The organism is Armatimonas sp. (genome assembly GCF_043757465.1).
Lineage (GTDB): Bacteria > Armatimonadota > Armatimonadia > Armatimonadales > Armatimonadaceae > Armatimonas.
This window is the reverse complement of record NZ_JAYVPL010000133.1, coordinates 1-17,876: the sequence shown is the minus strand read 5'-3', so window position 1 is coordinate 17,876 and position 17,876 is coordinate 1. Positions and strand designations below refer to the sequence as shown.

Below are 17,876 nucleotides of genomic sequence, written 5' to 3'. Positions count from 1 at the left end.
GACTATGCCCACTATCCGCCTCTTTTGCCCAGAGGACTTACCGCGTCTGCAAGAAATCACGGCGCTTACTTTTGGGCCGGTCTCGATTGATCGCAACATGGAGCAGCTTCTCGGGGAGTTTGGGCCGTCAGACTGGCAGGCGCGAAAGCTGGCGGCGATTGCGCTGGACTGTGAGCTTCAGCCTGAGGGAGTTTTCGTGGCGGTAGATACGGAAGACCGGCCTGTGGGCTATGTCACCACGCGGCTTCAGCCTGCCAGTGGCATCGGGTGGATTCCCAATCTGGCGGTGGATCCAGTATGCCAGGGGCAGGGGCTCGGTCGGGCGCTTCTAGAGCGGGCGCTGGCGTTCTTTCGAGAGAGCGGGATGGAGGTCGCTAAGATCGAGACGCTGGAGCAGAACCCGATCGGGCAGTCTCTTTATCCGAGCTTAGGCTTTCAGGAAGTCGCCCGCCAGGTGCACTACGCACGAAAGCTCTAGCGCAGCCTGAGGTCGGTCTCGGGGGATATTCCCAGGCGTTTTCGCAGCTCGGTGTTCTCCTCTTGTGTGGAGCGTAGCCTGTCCTCCGCAAGCTGGCGCAGGGCGGCATCGGCGCTGGAGTGGTTGGCACGCTCGTTGGCCAGGGCCTCCAGCGCCGCTTTCCACTGCTGCTCTCTGCGCTGGATTGCATCGAGGGAGCGTGTCGTTTCTTGCTCGGAGTGTAGCGAGCGCACCGTGAGAAAGCCGGTTGCCACCAGCCCCGCCACGGCAACTGTCGCCGTGGGCAGCAGGCCCCGTAGGAACGCCGCTCGCTGCCGCCGCCGCTCGCCATCGGGGATGCTCCGGTTGATCCATGTCTCATCGAAGACACGGGCATAGATTCGGTTGCGCACCCGGAGCTGACCGCGCACACTACGGACAATCCCCGAGAGCTTCAAAATCGCTCCCAGCGGGCTCCCCGGCTCCTCCTGGATCTCCTTACGGCGGGCGCGGCGGTAGAGCTCCAGCAGCGCCGTGACATCCTCGCCGCCCTCCAGCACGCGCCGCTGCACAAAGCTTAGGTTGGTCTCCTCCTCCCGCGCCGACTCATGAAAAAACAACCGCGCCACCGCCCGATCCACCGAACCGTTATCACAGTGCCCGACCTCCGCCACCGCCTGGCAGAGCCGCTGTGTCAGATACGGATGTCCGTCGGTCCAGTACAAAATCCGCTCGATGGCGTGCATTCCTCCGTCGCCAAAGCCCTCCGCGAGCGGACGTGCCTCTAGCAGGGTGAAGTCGGTCGGGACAATGCGCTGGCCAATATTAAACGGAGTTACACGAGCATCGCGCACGAGGCTGTCGGGAGTTGCAGAGCCCAGGAGGCAAATCGTCAGGCGCTTGAGCTCTCCGTCATCGGCACGACGGTTATAGAAAGCACGCACTCCCGCGAAGAACTCATCGGTGGGAAACGGCAGCGAGCGTACGGCATCAATCTCATCCACAAACAGCGCCAGTGGTGCGGACGCGGCAGGCAAGGCAACTTCGCGGATCGCTCCAAAAAACCGCTGCGCCGGGCCAAGCTGTGGGTGGTCATCGGCAAAGTCCTCCAGTGCGTCCTCCAGCCCGAGCGCCGCCCCGAGCTGCGCGAGTAGGCCGCTGTACCACTGCTCCGGCGAGACATTCTGCCCGATCCCCGTTAGATCCAGAATCGCGACCCGCACTTTATCACGCCGTAGCTGCGCGGCCGCACGGACCATCAAGCTCGACTTACCCACCTGCCGTGTGTCGAGAACATAGCTGAACTCCCGCGCCTGGAGCGTCGCCAATAAGGCATCGTCGGCTTGGCGTAGTACATAGCAGGGCGCATCGGGTGCGAGATTTCCCCCCGCCACAAAAAAGCTACTCATAGGGCATAATACGGCATGGATATCATCACAACCTTTGCGGGCAACGGCAAGCCCGAGCACAGCGGCGACGGCGGCGTGGCAAAAGACGCTGGGATTCAGGATCCGTTCACACTGGCCTTCGATAAAAAAGGCAATTTGTACGTCGCCGAAGCGGGCGTAAATATCCTGCGCAAGATAGAAGCGAATACCCATAAAATCACCACCGTTTACGACCAGCGCAAAGAACCTGGCGCGATTCAAACTGCCGAGGATCTGGTTGCCGTTGCGGTGCTGGGGGAGAGCGAGTTCCTCTGGACCGCGCATCGGCTCAGCCATAAACTCCGTATGGACCACTCAGGATTCCGTGAGTTTGTCTTTCAGGAGCCCCACGATGTGGCGGCATCCCCGAATGGCATGTGGCTCTATATCGCCGATGTGAAGGCGTGCCTTATCTATCGCCTCAGCCCCGATAAAGTACCACCGCAGGTATTTGCGGGCACGGGCAAGCGGGCGCACACGGGCGACGGTGGCCCGGCGACGCAGGCGGATATTTTTGGTGCACGCGCGGTGTGTTGCTCTAAAAATCTGGTCTACATCATTGAGCGTGAGGGCAACTGCGTGCGCAAAGTGGACGCGAAGGGCATCATCACGACGGTTGCTGGTACGGGCAAGAAAGGCTACACAGGCGATGGTGGCCCGGCGCTCGAAGCCACGTTCAATGGCCCCAAGGGCGCGGTGTGCGATAAAGACGGCAATTTGTTCATCGTGGACACGGAGAACCACGCAATCCGGCGTGTGGATGCCAAGACGAGCGTGATCTCGACCGTGGCCGGAGGACGCAAGGGCGCGGGTGGCGACGGTGGCCCGGCAGCCGAGGCGGGACTGGATCGTCCCCACGGCGTCACCGTTGGGCCCGATGGCGCACTCTACATCGGTGACACACTCAACCACCGTATCCGACGTGTTGCAAAACAGTAGAAGACGCGATAGAATTGCTCCTGCGTTTTGGCGGCATAGCTCAGCTGGTTAGAGCGACGGATTCATAACCCGTAGGTCTCCGGTTCAAGTCCGGATGCCGCTATTTTCGCTCCACACCAGATGCCCAGCGTCGAGTCCTTTTTATACCCAGGCAAGCAAACTAAATGCAAACATTTAAGGTGATTGCATAAAGAAAGCCTCGCTCGTGCAACGTGCATGAGCGAGGCTGACCTATTTTTAGTCTATCTCAGTGCTTGCGGCGACGGGTGGCGATCAGGCCAACAAATCCCAGTGCACCTAGAGCAAGGGTGCCCGGTTCCGGGGCCACTCCTCCTCCTCCTCCGCTCGCGGCACTCACGACGATATTATCCACCGTGACCCAGCCGTGGGTGTAGGGCGTTGTATCGAAGGTGATCCGGGTATTGGTTGATGTCGCAGTAAAGGTAAAAAGGCTGGCCAGTTCGGTTCGATACTGTCCGGTCTGTGCGATATTAAAAGCATCAAAGGTCTGACGGCTCAGCTCGGTTACCCCCAGATTGTCCGTCAGCACAACATCAAAGAGCCAGGGGCCACCCGCAGGCTGAGTGGGCGGATCAAAAGTCCCTCTGTCGAAAGCCACGTTGTAGAGCTGTGCCCCCACCGTGGTCAGATCCTGAAACAGCATGGAAGGACTGTTGCCCACACCGACCTCAGCCACCAGGTTCCCCCCTGCATTTTGAACTGCAACCGAGCCTGTCATTGTCCAACTCGTCAGCAAGCCCGTCTGAAAATCTGGGTTACTGACAAGGTTCTGAGCACGTGCGGTTCCATTGCCAGCCAGGAGGGCGAGCATAAGCAGCCCACTTTTTTCTATAAATTTCATCCTCTACTCCTCTGGGCATTCTTTGTTGCAAGAATCGTGCCAAGATCCACAGGTATTATCGGCAGGGTACTCTTTATTCAAGAGAGGGATTTTAATCCCTCAAACTCAAACCTTTTTACAGTGGATGCGGCGCATCCCTACCTGTCCCATGCTTGGATGCTGGAGCGCACCAATGATGCTTTTGGGGGCCAGGATAGCATCAATCTCTTCGCCCAGGAAGGGACGAAGATGTATGAGCTTGTGGGCCTGGATGCGGGTACCGAGATCAATAGTGAGAAGCGTGGGTTTCTAGGATCACTGGGCGGTGGCAATGCCCGCGACCCTGAGAACGGCCTGATTCGCTTGCACGAGGGCATTACAGGCCGCGGCGATGCGCCGCTTTCTTGGAGCTGGGGCGACCCTGTAGCACAGGTGACTATCACCCCGGTGGATGCTGCATAACGGCAGCGGTGGCCTCGGAGAGGAGCGCCCAGAGCATCTCCTGCCAGGCAGGGTCTGCATGCTCTGGCTTCATCTGCACCGAGCGCAGGCAAGTCACCGTCGGGGTTGCGAGGCCAAAGAACGCGCCGGGCAGCTCGGCGAGGGCGAGGTGCAGACCGCGCCGCGCCGCTTCCTCAAAGATCGCTCTCGCCGATGCTCGAAGCTCAGGCCGCACGGTCCAGACCACGATATCGAGCTCTGGCGCAAGGCCCACCAGAAAGCGTGGGTCAGCGGCGAGCTTTGCATAGAGCGACCGCGCTGCGCTTCGGCACTGGGTGAGCATCCCCGAAAACTCCCCACCTCGCGTCAGCGGCAGGAGTCTTTGGGTCGCCCAGAGCGCGACGGCGGCGGCACCCGCGCGGGAGCACTCCAGGCTGATCTCCCCCAGATGCAGCTCGGTCGAGCTGAAGTATGTGTAGGGTGAGTCGTGCTTGTAAAATCGCCCGACACTGGGATCGGCAAAGAGTACACAGCCGCAGCCATAGGGCTGAAGCCCGTGCTTGTGGGGATCGATCACCAGCGAGTCCACCGCACTAATACAATCAAACGCCGTCCGCGCGTTATTTCCCAAGTTCTCCGCCAGCCCAAAGTAGCCCCCGTAGGCCGCGTCGGCATGCAGGCGAAACTCGCATTTTTCACGTAGCACGAGAATCTCAGGCAGCGGGTCCACGGAGCCCGTCGCCGTCGTTCCCAGCGTTGCCACGACCGTTCCCACATCCCCGCGCTCTAGGCGTTTTTCAAGTGCCGCTACGTCCATGTGCCCGAAGCGATCCACGGGCACAGCCTCAAAGGGCAGGCCCAGCACCGCGCTGATTCTTGCGTGCGTGTAGTGCGCCTGGCTCGATGCCAACACGGTCTTACCCGGCGCGAGCCGTCCCGCCACCCAGAGCGCCTCCAAATTGGCCATCGTCCCACCGCTGGTGAGATGCCCCAGAAACGCCGTCCAGCCAAACATCGCCGCCAGCGCCGCGACGGCCTCTTTCTCCATCGCCGAGCTCGCCCGGCCACCGTCGAGGGCATGGTTATTGGGATTCACGTGCAGCGCCAGCATGTAGGCCAGCCGCGCCACCGGGTGCGGCGGCTTGAGCATCTGCCCGGCATAGAGTGGATGAAAGTACGGATAGTTATCCTGAAGCCGCACCGCCACTTCCTGAAGCACCGCGTCCAGCGCGACGATATCCACGCTGGCCGCGTGCGCTGGCAGATCAGCGAAACCCTCGTCTAGGGTGGCGAGGGCTTTCTTTAAAATATCGAGCGTGTCGTCCAAACCTACCCCCTAACCCCCGCCCAGCGGGGGGAATATAAGGAATCCGATTCTGCTTTGTCCCCCCGCCGGGCGGGGGTTAGGGGGGAATTACCACCGCAGTTTTTCCGGAAAGAACTTTGCAATCAGCTCGCGGTAGTAGGGCTCCAGCGCGACAACGTCGGGGCGCTCGTCGGTCTTGGTGTAGAGATCGTAAGGGTTAAAGGCCTTGACGGCACTCAGAAGCTGGCGGTCTTTGGCGTTGGTGAGGTGTGTGTAGGCTCCCTCGTTGTGCCAGGGATAAAACGAGTGAAAGCGGATCATCGCAAGCGCCTCGTCGGGGAGGTGCTCTTTCACCACATGGTAGAGATACTCATCGTGGCCCCAGGAGAGCTGGACATTGTCGAGGCCACACTCCGGCTCATAAATCCCGCACTCAGTCTGGTACTCGGGCACTTTACTGTCGGGGTTCAGGGCGAAGAACTCCGGGTAGACGCACTTCTCACTGTACTTGCAGCCCGTCACAAACGTATCGCCGACCACGGCCCACTGCGGCTCGCCAAAGAGGCAGAGAATCTTCCCTAAATCGTGGATAAGCCCCGTGAGCACAAACCAGTCCGGGTGACCGTCCTTGCGGATCGCCTCGGAGGTCATCAGTAGGTGCTCGATCTGCGTGAAGTCGCCGTCGGGGTCGGAGTCGTCAATCAGCTCATTGAGAAACTCCATCGCCTCCCAGATACCCATCTCCCGCCGATTGAGCGCGAGGTAGTCGGCTTTCTTGCCACGCACAAAGTCCAGCGTTTGATTGCTGTGGTTGAGCCGATAGAATGTCTTGACGGTATCGCGGGCCTCGGCCTCGTAGTCCCGGAACTTATGCTCTGTTTGCGGAGTGGTTTCCATGCCTCTGGGTTCGGCGTGAGCGGGGGGATTTCCTGCGTGTTTTGCATCCCCCCGGCGGCACCACCGCCGACCCCCTTCGCCTGAAACCCTCGTTCCGAGGAGCGAAGGGGGTGTATAGTGGAGGAGATGCTCATGGAGGAACCCCTACTGCACCGCGCCGCCCGTCTCGGAGATATTGCGGTGCTGGAGCAGCTCATTGTCGGCGGCGCAGATATCAATGCACGGATTGATAGTGAGAGGGAGTACCTGAGTGAGTGCTGGAATGTCACTCCGCTGATGGTTGCGGCGCGCTCGGTGGACGGTGCTGATGTGGCGACCCTGGTTTGGCTTTTGGAGCATGGCGCGGATCTTTTTGCTAGCAGCGATGAACATGGTACCGAGAATGCCGCCTGGTACGCAGCAGGACGGGGCGGACGCTGGGACTGGATGCCCTGGTGCAACGTGCCCAACCACGCGGATCGTCTGCGATTTCTGCTTGATGCAGGGCTTGCACCAACGCATGAGATGCTCCGAGAAGCCTGTGCGGCGGGTGATCCTGCGCGGGTGCAGATTTTGCTGGAGCGCGGTGTTTCGCCCCACTCGGAGCCGAGACATCATGCTAATCAGTTTCAAGTTCCACTCTTCTTTGCCACAGAGTCGGGCTCCGCAACTTGCGTTCAGCTCTTACTGGAGGCGGGAGCCAATGTCAATCTTGAGGCAAGCAATGGAGAGACGCCGCTGGCGCATGCAGGCTCTGCTGAGGTAGTAGCCGCGCTCTTGGTGGCGGGAGCGAACCCAAATCAAACTATGGAGTACAACCGGGATGTGCTGGGTTGTCTTCTGGAACGCGCCTTTGGGCACGATGCCTGTCACCTAGGGCCTCGCGCCGCTGCCCAAGCGCTCCTAGATGCAGGCATATCGCTGGATGCTACCGGTGAGTCTGGCTGGTCGCGCCTGACCACGGCAGCATTCCGGCGGCAAGCGGATACGGTGGACTGGCTTCTTGAGCGAGGGGCCTTCGTACACAAAACGGGATGGACGGCGTTGCACGCGGTCTGCTGGCAGGGAGAGATGAGGGGCGAGGAAGGGGAAGGATACAATGCAGCCTCGGAACAACTGGTTCGGCATCTCATTGCTGCGGGTATTTCACCCAATGCTCGGGATAACAAAGGAATGACGCCGCTTCATGTCGCTGTAGATGGAGACTGGGTAAACGAGACCGCGATTCGAACGCTCCTGGAGCTGGGTGCGGAGGTGGATGCAATAGATAATAATGGTTTCACAGCACTTCACTGGGCCGCAGGGCAGGCCGTTCGAGGTGGGACTGACTGCTGCATCCAACTCTTGCTCGCCGCGGGGGCCGATCCCCTGCGCCCCGATCCTTGGGGCCGAAGCCCGCTCGCTGTGGCGGAGCAGATCGTGCGTGACTATGAGGGATATATCGAGAAAGATGAACCCAACCCAGGAATCGAGGAAACACCTGAAGCGCGTCACACCCGCTACGCCACATTCCTGGAAGCCGCGCAAAAAACCGTCGCACTCTTGAAAAAACACCCCTGACTCCCCTCCCTTCGCCCCTCGGAACGAGGGTTTCAGGAGAAGGGAGGGGCCGGGGGAGGGATGCCACCCCGCCTTCAGGAATGATCTAAATTCCCGCTAGGGCTTGCTCCAGATCCGCGATAATATCTGGGGCGTGCTCGATGCCAATCGAGAGGCGCACGAAGTCTGGGGTGGTGCCGGTGGCTAGCTGCTCTTCTTCGGTGAGCTGGGAGTGCGTCGTGCTGGCCGGGTGGATGATGAGGCTTTTCGCATCACCGATATTGGCCAGCAGCGAGAGTAGCTTCACCGACGACACCAGCTTGCGGCCCGCGTCCACGCCGCCTTGCACGCCGAATCCTACCAGTGCGCCGTACTGGATATTGCCGTCGCTGTCTTTCTTGTGGTAGCGATTCGCAACCGCATGTGCCGGGTGCTCAGGCAGGCCGGGGTAGTTCACCCAGGTCACTTTAGGATGCGTCTTGAGCCACTGCGCCACTTTCAGCGCGTTGCTGCTGTGGCGCTCCATGCGTAGGTGCAGAGTCTCCAGCCCGATAATCAGCTGCCAGGAGTTGAAGGGGGAGATTGCTGCGCCCATGTCGCGCAGACCCTGAAGCCGCGCCTTCAAAATATAGCTCATTGAGCGTAGCGGCTCAGGGAGGCCGGAGAACACTAAGCCGTGGTAGCTGGGATCAGGCGACGTGAACTCCGGAAACTTGCCTGAGGCGGCCCAGTCGAACTTGCCCGAGTCCACGATCACGCCGCCGATGCTCGTGCCATGTCCGCCGATAAACTTGGTCGCCGAGTGCACGATAATGTCCGCGCCGTGGGCAATCGGATTCACAATCGCCGGGGATGCCGCCGTGTTGTCCACCATCAGAGGGATATTGTGGGCATGCGCGATCTCCGCCACCGCCGCGATATCCAGCGTGTCCAATTTCGGGTTGCCCATCGTCTCCGCAAAGACCAGCCGGGTGGAGTCCGTAATTGCCGCCGCGAAGTTTTCGGGCTTGCTGGGGTCTACAAACGTGGCCGTGATCCCGAGTTTCGGGAGCGTGTGGCGCAAGAGATTCCACGTGCCGCCGTACAGCGACGACGACGAGACGATATGATCGCCCGCGCTTAAAATATTCAGGATCGCCAGCGTCTCCGCTGCCTGTCCCGATGCCGCCGCGAGCCCGCCGATTCCGCCTTCGAGCGCCGCCACGCGCTTCTCAAAGACATCGGTGGTCGGGTTCATGAGGCGGGTGTAGACATTGCCGAACTCTTTTAGAGCAAAGAGATTGGCGGCATGGTCGGCATCGTGAAAGACATAGCTCGTGGTCTGGTAGAGCGGTACTGCACGCGCCGTCGTGGTGGGGTCGGGGACTTGCCCGGCATGCACCGCCAGGGTGTCGAAATGTAGTGTTGATTCATCCAGTGACATAGGGATTTCCTTTCCGTCAAGACCAATTATAGCGTATAGGTCCGCCCGTTGAGTTACACCAGCTCGCCCATGAAGCCCCAGAGGTGACCTTCCGTGGTGCGAACTTTCACGGTCTGGCCGGTGAGGTCGCGGTGAGCGTCGAAGTTGACGGTCTTGCCGCCACGGGTGAGGCCGTGCCACTGACCCGCGTGCTTGGGGGAGCGGCCCTCGACCAGCACGTCAAAGACACGGTTCTCGGCGGCGTGCTGCTTGTTGGTCTCCACCGCGATCTTGTTTTGCAGCGCGATGAGCAGCTCTAAGCGGCGCACTTTCTCGGGCTGCGGAATCTGGCCGGGGAGCTTGGCCGCGGGGGTGGGGTGGCGCGGCGAGTAGATAAACATAAACGCCTGGTCAAAGCGGATATCCTCGACAAAGGCCAGCGTGTTCTGAAACTGCTCCTCGGTCTCACCAGGATAGCCGAGCATGAGGTCCGTGGTGATGGCGATATCCGGCATCGCGGCGCGGAGCTTCTGCACAATGGTGCGGTACTGCTCCAGCGTGTAGCCCCGGTTCATACGCTTGAGGAGCACATCGTCGCCCACTTGCACCGGAAGATGCACTTGCTCACACACCGCGGGCAGGCTCGCCATCGCCTCGATCACATCGTCGGTGAAGTCTTTGGGATACGGCGACGTGAATCGAATACGCTCGATGCCGGGAACTGAGCTAACACGGCGCAGGAGCTCGGCGAAGCTACAGGTCGCCTCCAAGCCCTTGAGGCCGTAGGAGTTCACGGTCTGGCCGAGCAAGCAGACCTCTTTGGTGCCGTGCGCCGCTAAGTGCTCCACTTCGCCGACAATCTCAGACGCAGGCCGGGAGCGCTCTTTGCCCCGGGTATGAGGCACGATGCAGAAGTGGCAGAACTTATCGCAGCCGTACATGATGCTCACAAAGCTCTTGAGTTTCCCCGTGGTCACGCGCTTGCGCTCAGGCAAGAAGAGCTGGCTCTCTTCTTTCTTGCGCGGGAGCTGGAGCTGGATCAGGACGTCGGAAGGGGCGTTTTGCTTGACCGCGCCGCTCGAAAGTAAGCTCTGGCGCGTGCGCACTAGTTCCGGGATGCGCTCTAGCTGCGCGGTTCCGGCGATCAGATCAATGTGCGGCGCACGCTTTGCGATCTCAGCACCCGCGCGCTGGGCCATACAACCTGTCACACCGATCACCATGTCGGGCCGTGCTTGCTTGAGTTCGGCGAGAATCCCCAGCTGAGAGAACACTTTGTCCTCGGGCTTCTGGCGCACCGAGCACGTGTTGAGCATGACGATGTCAGCGTCTTCGAGTGAGTCCGCGCGTTCCAGTCCGTCGGCGAGCAGCAGGTTCTCGATCTGGTCGGAGTCATCCACATTCATCTGGCAGCCCCAAGTGATGACATGAAATTTTTTTATTTTTTCCGTTTTCTCGGCCATAGCAACGGCTATTGTATCGCGCCGGGCTGTAGCCTAATTACTGCGCCGTCCAGCCGCCGTCTACAAAGAGTGTGGTGCCGGTGACGAAGCTTGCGGCATCGGAGGCGAGGAAGACGGCGGCTCCGGTGATTTCGTGCAGCTCACCCCAGCGTCCCATCGGGATCTTTGCCACAAAGGCGGCGTAGGCCTCCGGGTTTTCTAAAAGCGGCTTGTTCATGTCAGTGGCAAACGGGCCGGGGCAGATCGCATTCACGGTCACCCCTTGGGTGGCGAACTCCAGCGCCAGCACACGGGTCATGCCTAAAATCGCCGCTTTGGATGATGCATACGGTACGCGCCCAGCCACTCCGATCACCGAGAGAATCGAGCCGAGATTAATTACCCGGCCCCAGCCGCGCTTGGCCATGCCCGGCGCAAACTGCTTGGCGACCAGAAACGGCGCTTTCAGGTTCACATTGATCACCGTATCGAACTCGGCCTCTGTAAGATCCGCGATGCCGCCGCGAATATTCACTCCGGCGTTGTTGATGAGAATATCCACCGGCCCTTCAAGTCCCCGCTCAATCGCCCCTGCCATCGCCGCCACTTCGGAGGCACTGGTCACATCGGCGGCAAACGGGACAATGCGCCGTCCCGTGGCAGCAGAAATCTCAGCGGCGGCGCTGTCAACATCGGCCTGTGTGCGGCTCACCACCGCCACATCCGCCCCGGCCTCCGCCAGTGCCTGCGCCATCACGCGCCCCAGGCCCTTGCCACCGCCTGTCACCAGTGCCCGACGACCGTCGAGGCGAAACAGATCCAGAACCGTCTTACTCATGCCTGTCATTATAACCCAGGATACAATCCGTCTAAGGTGACGAAATTTGACAGCTCACGTTGCGTGAAGTCTTCGTGCGATAATCCCTTTGAGAATACTGAGGATCGTCTCGGCGGCGGTGCGCTCGGTGAGCTCTTGAGAGAGGGTGATTGTCAGATGAGGGCGTTCCGTATCCAGGTTAGTGACAACAGCATGTGCAAAGGTCCAGGTATCGCCGATGGTGTAGCAGCCGAACATCTCGTCGCTCTGGCTCGCCCGTGCTGCTGCGAGGAGCTGACCGTAGAGCTGGGGAACGGGACTTTTTGCTTCGATGCTGCGCTTAGCTTCTAGAACCACAAAGTAGGGTGCTTCCGCCTCGCCGGAGGGGCCGTGCGCCAGCGCACCGTCTACGATTCCTTCCAACGTGAAGTGGGTGAATTCTCCGCGAACGGCGACTTCTGCCCAGGCGCGGATAGTACCCTGCTCGGCCAGCATCAAGAGGGGATAGATTGCTCGTGCCCAAGCCGTTGCCTCGTTTACAAGCTGGATAGAGTAGTTGTGTAGCGGCTCAATGAGCTGTGCAAGCCGTGCTCGCTCTGTCTCTGTGAGAGGCATTTGCAAGCTTCCCCAAGGTTCATCGCTAATGCCGTGCTCCGTGAGCTGCGCCAACGTGCGTAGTGTATCCCGAGTCAGTTCCGAAAAAGTCACGCGTCGCATGGCGCTATTTTACCGTGGCAGAGACGGGTTTAGTTTTTTCGTGTGATTGCCAGAGCGCCGTTGCTGGTGAGGCGAACCAGGCCCAGGCTGTCGGACTCCAGCTCGGCGACCGTGCTACCATCGAGGGTGAGGCGGTAGCTTCGGGTCTTTTTAGGCGTGTCGGGGAGGCGGATGAACTCACCGTCGAGCGCGATGGACTCGCCGGTGACCATGGGGAGCAGGAGCACCGGGCGCTTCTCGCCGATGACGAGCCTGGGGAGCGGCTCGGGCAGCAGGAGCGAGGCGAGAAAGAGGGCGCTACCGTCTTTGGGGGGCGTGACAAAGCGAGGCAGAACCGACGGGTAGGCGTAGCGCAGCGCCGTGCCATCCCACTCTCCGTTTAGTGGTGTCCCGGTCAGGCGGCTAGTGACCCGGCGCAGGCGGCGCTCAAAGTCCAGCTCGGCCTCGAGGTTGCCCACGGAGTGGCTGACAGCCCAGCCGTTGGTTCCCTGCTCGGCGCGGTAGGAAGCACCGTCAAGGGCCTTGAGGACGAAGGCGGGGCTGCCTTTCTCCAGTGCCATGGCGGCGACAGCGGTTTGTTGAGGAAGCAGCTCACTCTTGAGAACCTCGCCCTGCGGCCCCATCCAGAGAGCACCACGCTCCCGCTCCTTGGGGTAGCCCAGCTCCAAGGTGCGGTAGCGCAGCCGCCGCGCCATCACGACTTCGTCGCGGAGCTTCAGCGGCTCCTCGCGCTCCTCGGTCAGAAAAAGTGTTCCGGAAAGGAGCCCCGGTGTGGCTTCTTCCCGGAGGAGAGTGAGTGCCTGCTCCGCTGGGCTACCGCGTCGTAGCAAGCGTCCTAGTCCGAACCAGAGGAGGGCCTCGTGCACTACCCCCAGGCTGTTTTTCGCAGGAGTGACAGCACCCCGCAGACCGCTGCGCTGAAGCTGGAGCGAGCCATCGAGCGCCTGACTGACCTCGACACTCTCCGCCGCACTGCCCCGCACACGGAAGCGCCCCTGGCCCTGATCCACTCCGCCCATTGCCTGAACCCGTCCGGAGAAATCCAGCGTGGGCTCGTCGGGCTTTTGCGGCATTCCCAGGAGCCGCAGCACGACACTGCCACGCACCAATTCCACAGTCGTGGTGAGCCGCTCGGGGAGCCGGGTTTGGGTACTGCTGCGAAACCAGGCGCGCGGAAGCGTGAGCTGGAAGGTAAGGTCTTCGTCGCGCCGCAGAATCATAGTGGCTATTTCTCTAAGGGAGCCAACAAAACCTGCCGATACTTGAACTATGCGTTCCTTCGAGCACAATCAAGCCGATTTTATGCGGACAGTCTACACACTGCGCCATATCGACACCGCAGAGTTCGTCTGCCTACGTCAGAGTGGTGACGAGTACCTTGCGGCGTTCTCCGACGGCGACTCCGCGATGCGTTTCCGCTCCGAACTGTGCCTTATTGAGTTTGTGGACATCATCCCGGTTCGTCTGGACAGTGTCCCTTTTGATCACTACTACCTCGACGGCGAGCTTACCACGCGCTCCTTACTGACCACAGCCCGCTAGATTTTCTGATCTGATAGTTTTTTGAAGGACGAATCTCATAAAACACTCTGAAAGCACAAGAGGATCGTCGTTATGAAAAACTTGCTTGTTGTACTCGCACTCTCGCTTACCCTCGCTGCTGCCGCGCAGCCCCCTAGCCTGGCTGTTGCTCAGGAGCCTCTCTTTTCCTTGGACTATAAAAATTTCCCCGTGAGAGAGCTTCTCCTCCAGACACTTAAGGGGACAAATACCTCGTTTGTTCTTGCCAGAAATCTCCAGGGAAATGGGACGATTCAGGTGAAAGACCAGCCACTGGAGACGGTTTTTCAGCAGCTTGTCGAGGAAAATCCAAAGCTACTTGCGGCTCGACGTGAGGAGGGCATCTGGCAAGTTCGCAATCCTAATCAACCCGTGAGCGAGGAATTTGTGGTGCAGTTTCAAGCCACTCCTGTGGATGTTGCTCTAAGGGCTCTAGGTCATAAGGTAGTGATGCCAGAGCTGGTTCCCGTGCCTCGTGTTACCTACTTTCGTACTCAGGCAACACTCAAACAGGCTCTCGTAGATATACTGAAGTTTACGCCCCAAATCAAGATTCATATTCGGGGAGATGGTGCGATGGAAATTCGGCTGCGCAACCCTCTTCCTACCACAGAGCGGATGGATTTCGACTTTCGGCAGGCAAACCTGAAGGATGTTATCCTCGTATTAGTGCAACAGTCAGGGCTGAGTAACATCGTTCTTCTGGGAGATATGGCGAAAGCAAAAGTGACGTTGGAGCTACGTGATGTCACTCCTGCGGAGGCGCTCCGTCGCATCTGTGCGAAGTGCGAGCCACCAATGACGCTGACAGAACTTGACGGTATCTACTATATTCAGCCAAAAAAGTAGCGGTCGCGGTACACTTCGCCTATGCAAACGGTAATTCTCCACGGCGGCGGGACGACGGCTCCCGAGACAACCAGGCGGCTGATCGAGTGTGCGGGTGGCCCAACAGCACGTATTGTCGTCTTGGCGCACACCGGTGAGGATGTCGTGGGCAAGGCGAAGCGCTCGGCAGACTGGCTGCGGGAAAACGGAGCTAAAGACGTGCAGGCTCCGGTGGGTGTTTCCGAGGCGCTGTCAGCTCTGGAGAAAGCCGCTGGGGTCTGGATTCCTGGTGGCGATCAAAATATCCTAGTGGCGACTTTTGCGGGCACAGATCTGGCGATGCGCCTGCGGGACAAGAAAGCAGTCGGGGGCACGAGTGCGGGTGCGGCGCTGATGAGCAGCCTCATGCCCACGGGCGAGGGCGACAGCAAGACCATGCGCAAGGGCAGTGTCGCAGTCAAGCTAGGACTCGGAGCACTTCCCAACACGATCATTGACACGCATTTCTTTGTCCGTCAGCGCACGCAGCGGCTTCTCAACATGGTTTTCTCACAGCCCGTGGGAAGCATTGGAATCGGGGTGGATGAGAATGCGTGGTGCGAGATCGAGGGCAAGCTGCTTCGGGTGCGCTCCGGGCAGGTTCTGCTCCTCACGCGTAATCCCGACACGCTGACACTAAAAATCCTCGACGCAGGAATGAGCGCTTTCCTGCCATAATCAAGGCATGAGCAAAGCTAAAACTTACTCCGCGACCCTGATTCCCGGCGATGGGATCGGGCCGGAGGTGACCGATGCCGCCCTTGAGATTCTGGCGGCGGCGGGGATTTCGTTTTTATGGGACCGGCAAGACGCTGGTGCGGACATCATCACGCGCTTCGGGACACCGCTGCCCGAGAGCGTCGTGAACTCCATTGTCAAGAACCACATCGCCCTCAAGGGCCCCATTGGCACGCCCGTCGGCGGCGGGTTTCCGTCGGTGAATGTGGCCCTGCGCAAGCGTCTTGGTCTCTACGCTAATGTTCGGCCCGCCAAGACCATTCCCGGCGTGAAAACCCCGTTCTCGGACATTGATATCGTGGTGGTGCGGGAAAACAGTGAGGATCTCTACGCGGGAATCGAGCATGTGGTCGTACCTGGTGTGGTCGAGAGCATCAAGATCATCACGGAGCAGGCCAGCACGCGCATCGCGAAGTTTGCCTTTGAGTACGCTCGGAACAATAAGCGTAAAAAAGTAAGCTCCGTTCATAAAGCCAACATCATGAAGCTCTCCGACGGGCTCTTCTTAGACTGCTGTCGCCGGGTGGCGCGGGAGTACCCGGAGATCGAGTACAACGAGGTGATCGTGGACAACTGCTGCATGCAGCTCGTCACGCGTCCGCAACAGTTCGATGTGATGGTGATGGAGAACCTCTACGGCGACATCATCAGCGACCTGGTGAGCGGCCTCGTCGGGGGGCTGGGTGTCACGGGCTCGGCTAATATAGGCGTGGATGCGATTGTCTACGAAGCCGTGCACGGCACTGCCCCAGATATTGCAGGCAAGGGCCTGGCCAACCCGACCGCTATCGTGATGTCGTCTATTTTGATGCTCCGCCAGCTTGGCGAGATTGATGCGGCCAATCGCATCGAGAACGCGCTCTTTGCGGTCTTCGAGGAAGGCAAGCACGTCACGCGGGATCTGGGCGGCGAGGCGAACACGGCGGAGTTCGTGAAAGCCGTGATTGGGGCATTTTAGACCGCCCGTGAACCGCCCCCAGGAACGGGGGCGTGATATTGTCCTCGTTCCTCGGACACGAAGGGCGTGCCGCCCATGGAAAGTGGGGAAGTAGGGAGGTGTTGAGATGCGCTGGGTTTTGAGCTTGTGGTATGTTTTTCTGCTCTCCGGGTTTAATTCCCCGACGCTTGCGTCGTATCCGCATAGAATGCTCGGCTAAATTGCAGGAGATTTAGGAACCGAAATGAAAATATCTCGAAAAAAATTATTACTAAGTGCTATATTATCGTCTGTTAATTATAGTTATGCAGAAAAAACAGATGGTACTCAAGAATGGGATAAAACAGATAAAAACCTTCTGAAGACTTTTGAATATAGTGGAAAACGTTCATATATTGGTGAAATATTAAAACATATATCTGATACGTCAGAAATGTCATTTATTTTGAATCCTAGATATGGTGTGGTTGGTACTCCTGTTTTTATTTCTTGTAAAAATATGAGTATTGTAGATTTTATGGAATCAATTTTAAGTTTGAACTCTATACGTGGCGGGTATTGGAAATGGGAGAAGATTGAAAAAGAAAAAAAGATTTTTTATCAACTCATTTGTACGCCAACCGCAACAGATTTTCCGTTGATTATTAGTAAAATGATCGAAGATGATTTTAACAAAGATTTGTTACAGTGCCTAAAAGCAGTAGATATGGATGAGACAGAAAGAAACAATTTCCTAAAAGACAATCCCGTTGCTAGCAAATATAAATTTGATCGAGAGATTCCTGTGATACTAAAATCATTTAAATCATTAAAAGAATCTGCACAAAAAAAAGTTCTGAATGAGAATGAAAAAGTATCTATTCCTTTTGATTCATTACCTAATGCACAAAAAGAATATATAAGTGACTTTTTCAGTAAGTCAAATGGAGTTGTGCCGCAGTCTGTTAGCTTTTCTGTTAGTAGAACCTGGAATGGCATACCCCGACTCGTCATGCAGTGGGGAATGTTTGTACGGGGAAGTATAGGTGGTACTCCATTTCAAAATAAATGGCAAAATGAGTTGATGGATCGGTGGATTATTGAAGGTGATTCAAAAATAGATCCGCTAGAAGAATTTGATAAAGCTAAAGAAACCTCACAAGATGATAAAAAGAAAGACATCATAGATAGTGTTTTTCAATGGGCGCGACTGAATAACATCAACATTATCGGTCATTGTTCAATAGCAACATATAAATATCAACCAATACAAGGAAAAATTACGAAGGCTAAAGTATTAGGATTTTTCAGTAATGCCACGTCTATGCACAAATGGCGAGGTAATACATTATTAGTATCCTCGATACAATGGTTCATTAAAGATTCTAAAAACTGCATTATTGATTATAATATGCTGGAATATATAAAAAAACAAGAGCCATTAAAAATAACAGATATTATCCATATATCTAAGACTTTGAATGAGAATCAGGGTAACTGCTCAGGTCAAGTTGTAGCCGGAACAATGGGGTTTCCACGGAAGACCGAGAGTAAGCCTTCACGAGGAGAAATACCCTGTTTGCGAAGCGTT

The 17,876-nt window shown here is 57.8% G+C and carries 18 protein-coding genes and 1 tRNA gene; 10 read left to right on the top strand and 9 right to left on the bottom strand.

The annotated features are described in order from the left end of the window. The first annotated feature begins 4 nt into the window (after positions 1-4). The gene (locus ACH2ED_RS18710; RefSeq protein WP_395094227.1) at positions 5-478 is read left to right on the top strand and encodes a GNAT family N-acetyltransferase; all 474 of its coding nucleotides are present in this window, start codon (positions 5-7) and stop codon (positions 476-478) included. On the opposite strand, the gene ACH2ED_RS18705 is transcribed toward ACH2ED_RS18710, so the two are convergent. Next, on the bottom strand, positions 475-1,866 hold the full coding sequence (locus tag ACH2ED_RS18705; RefSeq protein WP_395094226.1) for an AAA-like domain-containing protein: 1,392 nt from the start codon (positions 1,864-1,866) through the stop codon (positions 475-477). The two genes, ACH2ED_RS18710 and ACH2ED_RS18705, sit on opposite strands and share 4 nt — an antisense overlap. Positions 1,867-1,881: 15 nt before the next feature. Between ACH2ED_RS18705 and ACH2ED_RS18700 the strand changes: the two genes are divergently transcribed. Together ACH2ED_RS18700 and ACH2ED_RS18695 are read left to right on the top strand one after the other, a co-directional pair. Then, a complete protein-coding gene (locus ACH2ED_RS18700) occupies positions 1,882-2,823 on the top strand; it encodes a hypothetical protein (protein ID WP_395094225.1) in 942 nt (313 codons plus the stop codon). Between the two features lie 29 nt (positions 2,824-2,852). Continuing rightward, positions 2,853-2,926: transfer RNA gene (locus ACH2ED_RS18695), tRNA-Met, on the top strand. 144 nt (positions 2,927-3,070) lie between these two features. Here ACH2ED_RS18695 and ACH2ED_RS18690 read toward each other — a convergent pair. Beyond that, positions 3,071-3,685 (bottom strand): PEP-CTERM sorting domain-containing protein, encoded by a 615-nt coding sequence (locus tag ACH2ED_RS18690; RefSeq protein ID WP_395094224.1) that lies wholly within the window; start codon positions 3,683-3,685, stop codon positions 3,071-3,073. 36 nt (positions 3,686-3,721) lie between these two features. On the opposite strand from ACH2ED_RS18690, the gene ACH2ED_RS18685 reads away from it, so the two are divergent. Continuing rightward, on the top strand, positions 3,722-4,126 hold the full coding sequence (locus ACH2ED_RS18685) for a spondin domain-containing protein (protein WP_395094223.1): 405 nt from the start codon (positions 3,722-3,724) through the stop codon (positions 4,124-4,126). Here the strand turns inward: ACH2ED_RS18685 and ACH2ED_RS18680 are convergent. Continuing rightward, the gene (locus ACH2ED_RS18680; protein WP_395094222.1) at positions 4,104-5,432 is read right to left on the bottom strand and encodes a pyridoxal phosphate-dependent decarboxylase family protein; all 1,329 of its coding nucleotides are present in this window, start codon (positions 5,430-5,432) and stop codon (positions 4,104-4,106) included. The two genes, ACH2ED_RS18685 and ACH2ED_RS18680, sit on opposite strands and share 23 nt — an antisense overlap. 87 nt (positions 5,433-5,519) lie before the next feature. Then, positions 5,520-6,308, bottom strand: coding sequence for an inositol oxygenase family protein (locus tag ACH2ED_RS18675; protein WP_395094221.1), 789 nt, complete (start codon positions 6,306-6,308; stop codon positions 5,520-5,522). 132 nt (positions 6,309-6,440) lie between these two features. Between ACH2ED_RS18675 and ACH2ED_RS18670 the strand changes: the two genes are divergently transcribed. Next, the gene (locus ACH2ED_RS18670) at positions 6,441-7,847 is read left to right on the top strand and encodes an ankyrin repeat domain-containing protein (protein WP_395094220.1); all 1,407 of its coding nucleotides are present in this window, start codon (positions 6,441-6,443) and stop codon (positions 7,845-7,847) included. 85 nt (positions 7,848-7,932) lie between these two features. Here the strand turns inward: ACH2ED_RS18670 and ACH2ED_RS18665 are convergent, their stop codons facing one another. Genes ACH2ED_RS18665 through ACH2ED_RS18645 form a run of 5 tightly spaced genes read right to left on the bottom strand, consistent with a single transcriptional unit; the run spans position 7,933 to position 13,424 of the window. Then, positions 7,933-9,249 carry an O-acetylhomoserine aminocarboxypropyltransferase/cysteine synthase family protein gene (locus tag ACH2ED_RS18665; protein ID WP_395094219.1) on the bottom strand — a complete coding sequence of 439 codons (1,317 nt, stop codon included), beginning with the start codon at positions 9,247-9,249 and terminating at the stop codon, positions 7,933-7,935. Positions 9,250-9,302: 53 nt separating this feature from the next. After that, positions 9,303-10,691 carry a tRNA (N6-isopentenyl adenosine(37)-C2)-methylthiotransferase MiaB gene (miaB, locus tag ACH2ED_RS18660; protein WP_395094218.1) on the bottom strand — a complete coding sequence of 463 codons (1,389 nt, stop codon included), beginning with the start codon at positions 10,689-10,691 and terminating at the stop codon, positions 9,303-9,305. A gap of 37 nt (positions 10,692-10,728) precedes the next feature. Further along, positions 10,729-11,508, bottom strand: coding sequence for an SDR family NAD(P)-dependent oxidoreductase (locus tag ACH2ED_RS18655; RefSeq protein WP_395094217.1), 780 nt, complete (start codon positions 11,506-11,508; stop codon positions 10,729-10,731). Between the two features lie 54 nt (positions 11,509-11,562). Further along, a complete protein-coding gene (locus ACH2ED_RS18650) occupies positions 11,563-12,204 on the bottom strand; it encodes a hypothetical protein (RefSeq protein ID WP_395094216.1) in 642 nt (213 codons plus the stop codon). A 29-nt stretch (positions 12,205-12,233) separates the two neighbouring features. Beyond that, positions 12,234-13,424 carry a hypothetical protein gene (locus ACH2ED_RS18645; RefSeq protein ID WP_395094215.1) on the bottom strand — a complete coding sequence of 397 codons (1,191 nt, stop codon included), beginning with the start codon at positions 13,422-13,424 and terminating at the stop codon, positions 12,234-12,236. Positions 13,425-13,473: 49 nt separating this feature from the next. Between ACH2ED_RS18645 and ACH2ED_RS18640 the strand changes: the two genes are divergently transcribed. The 5 genes from ACH2ED_RS18640 to ACH2ED_RS18620 all read left to right on the top strand — a co-directional run. After that, positions 13,474-13,746: a hypothetical protein gene (locus ACH2ED_RS18640; protein ID WP_395094214.1), complete on the top strand. Its 273-nt coding sequence runs from the start codon at positions 13,474-13,476 to the stop codon at positions 13,744-13,746. Between the two features lie 72 nt (positions 13,747-13,818). Further along, on the top strand, positions 13,819-14,613 hold the full coding sequence (locus ACH2ED_RS18635; protein ID WP_395094213.1) for a hypothetical protein: 795 nt from the start codon (positions 13,819-13,821) through the stop codon (positions 14,611-14,613). 21 nt (positions 14,614-14,634) lie between these two features. Next, on the top strand, positions 14,635-15,309 hold the full coding sequence (locus tag ACH2ED_RS18630; RefSeq protein WP_395094212.1) for a cyanophycinase: 675 nt from the start codon (positions 14,635-14,637) through the stop codon (positions 15,307-15,309). Positions 15,310-15,316: 7 nt separating this feature from the next. Then, complete coding sequence (locus tag ACH2ED_RS18625; RefSeq protein ID WP_395094211.1) at positions 15,317-16,327, top strand: isocitrate dehydrogenase (NAD(+)); 1,011 nt, start codon at positions 15,317-15,319, stop codon at positions 16,325-16,327. A 223-nt stretch (positions 16,328-16,550) separates the two neighbouring features. Next, a partial coding sequence (locus ACH2ED_RS18620) for a hypothetical protein (protein WP_395094210.1) occupies positions 16,551-17,876 on the top strand: 1,326 nt, incomplete at its 3' end.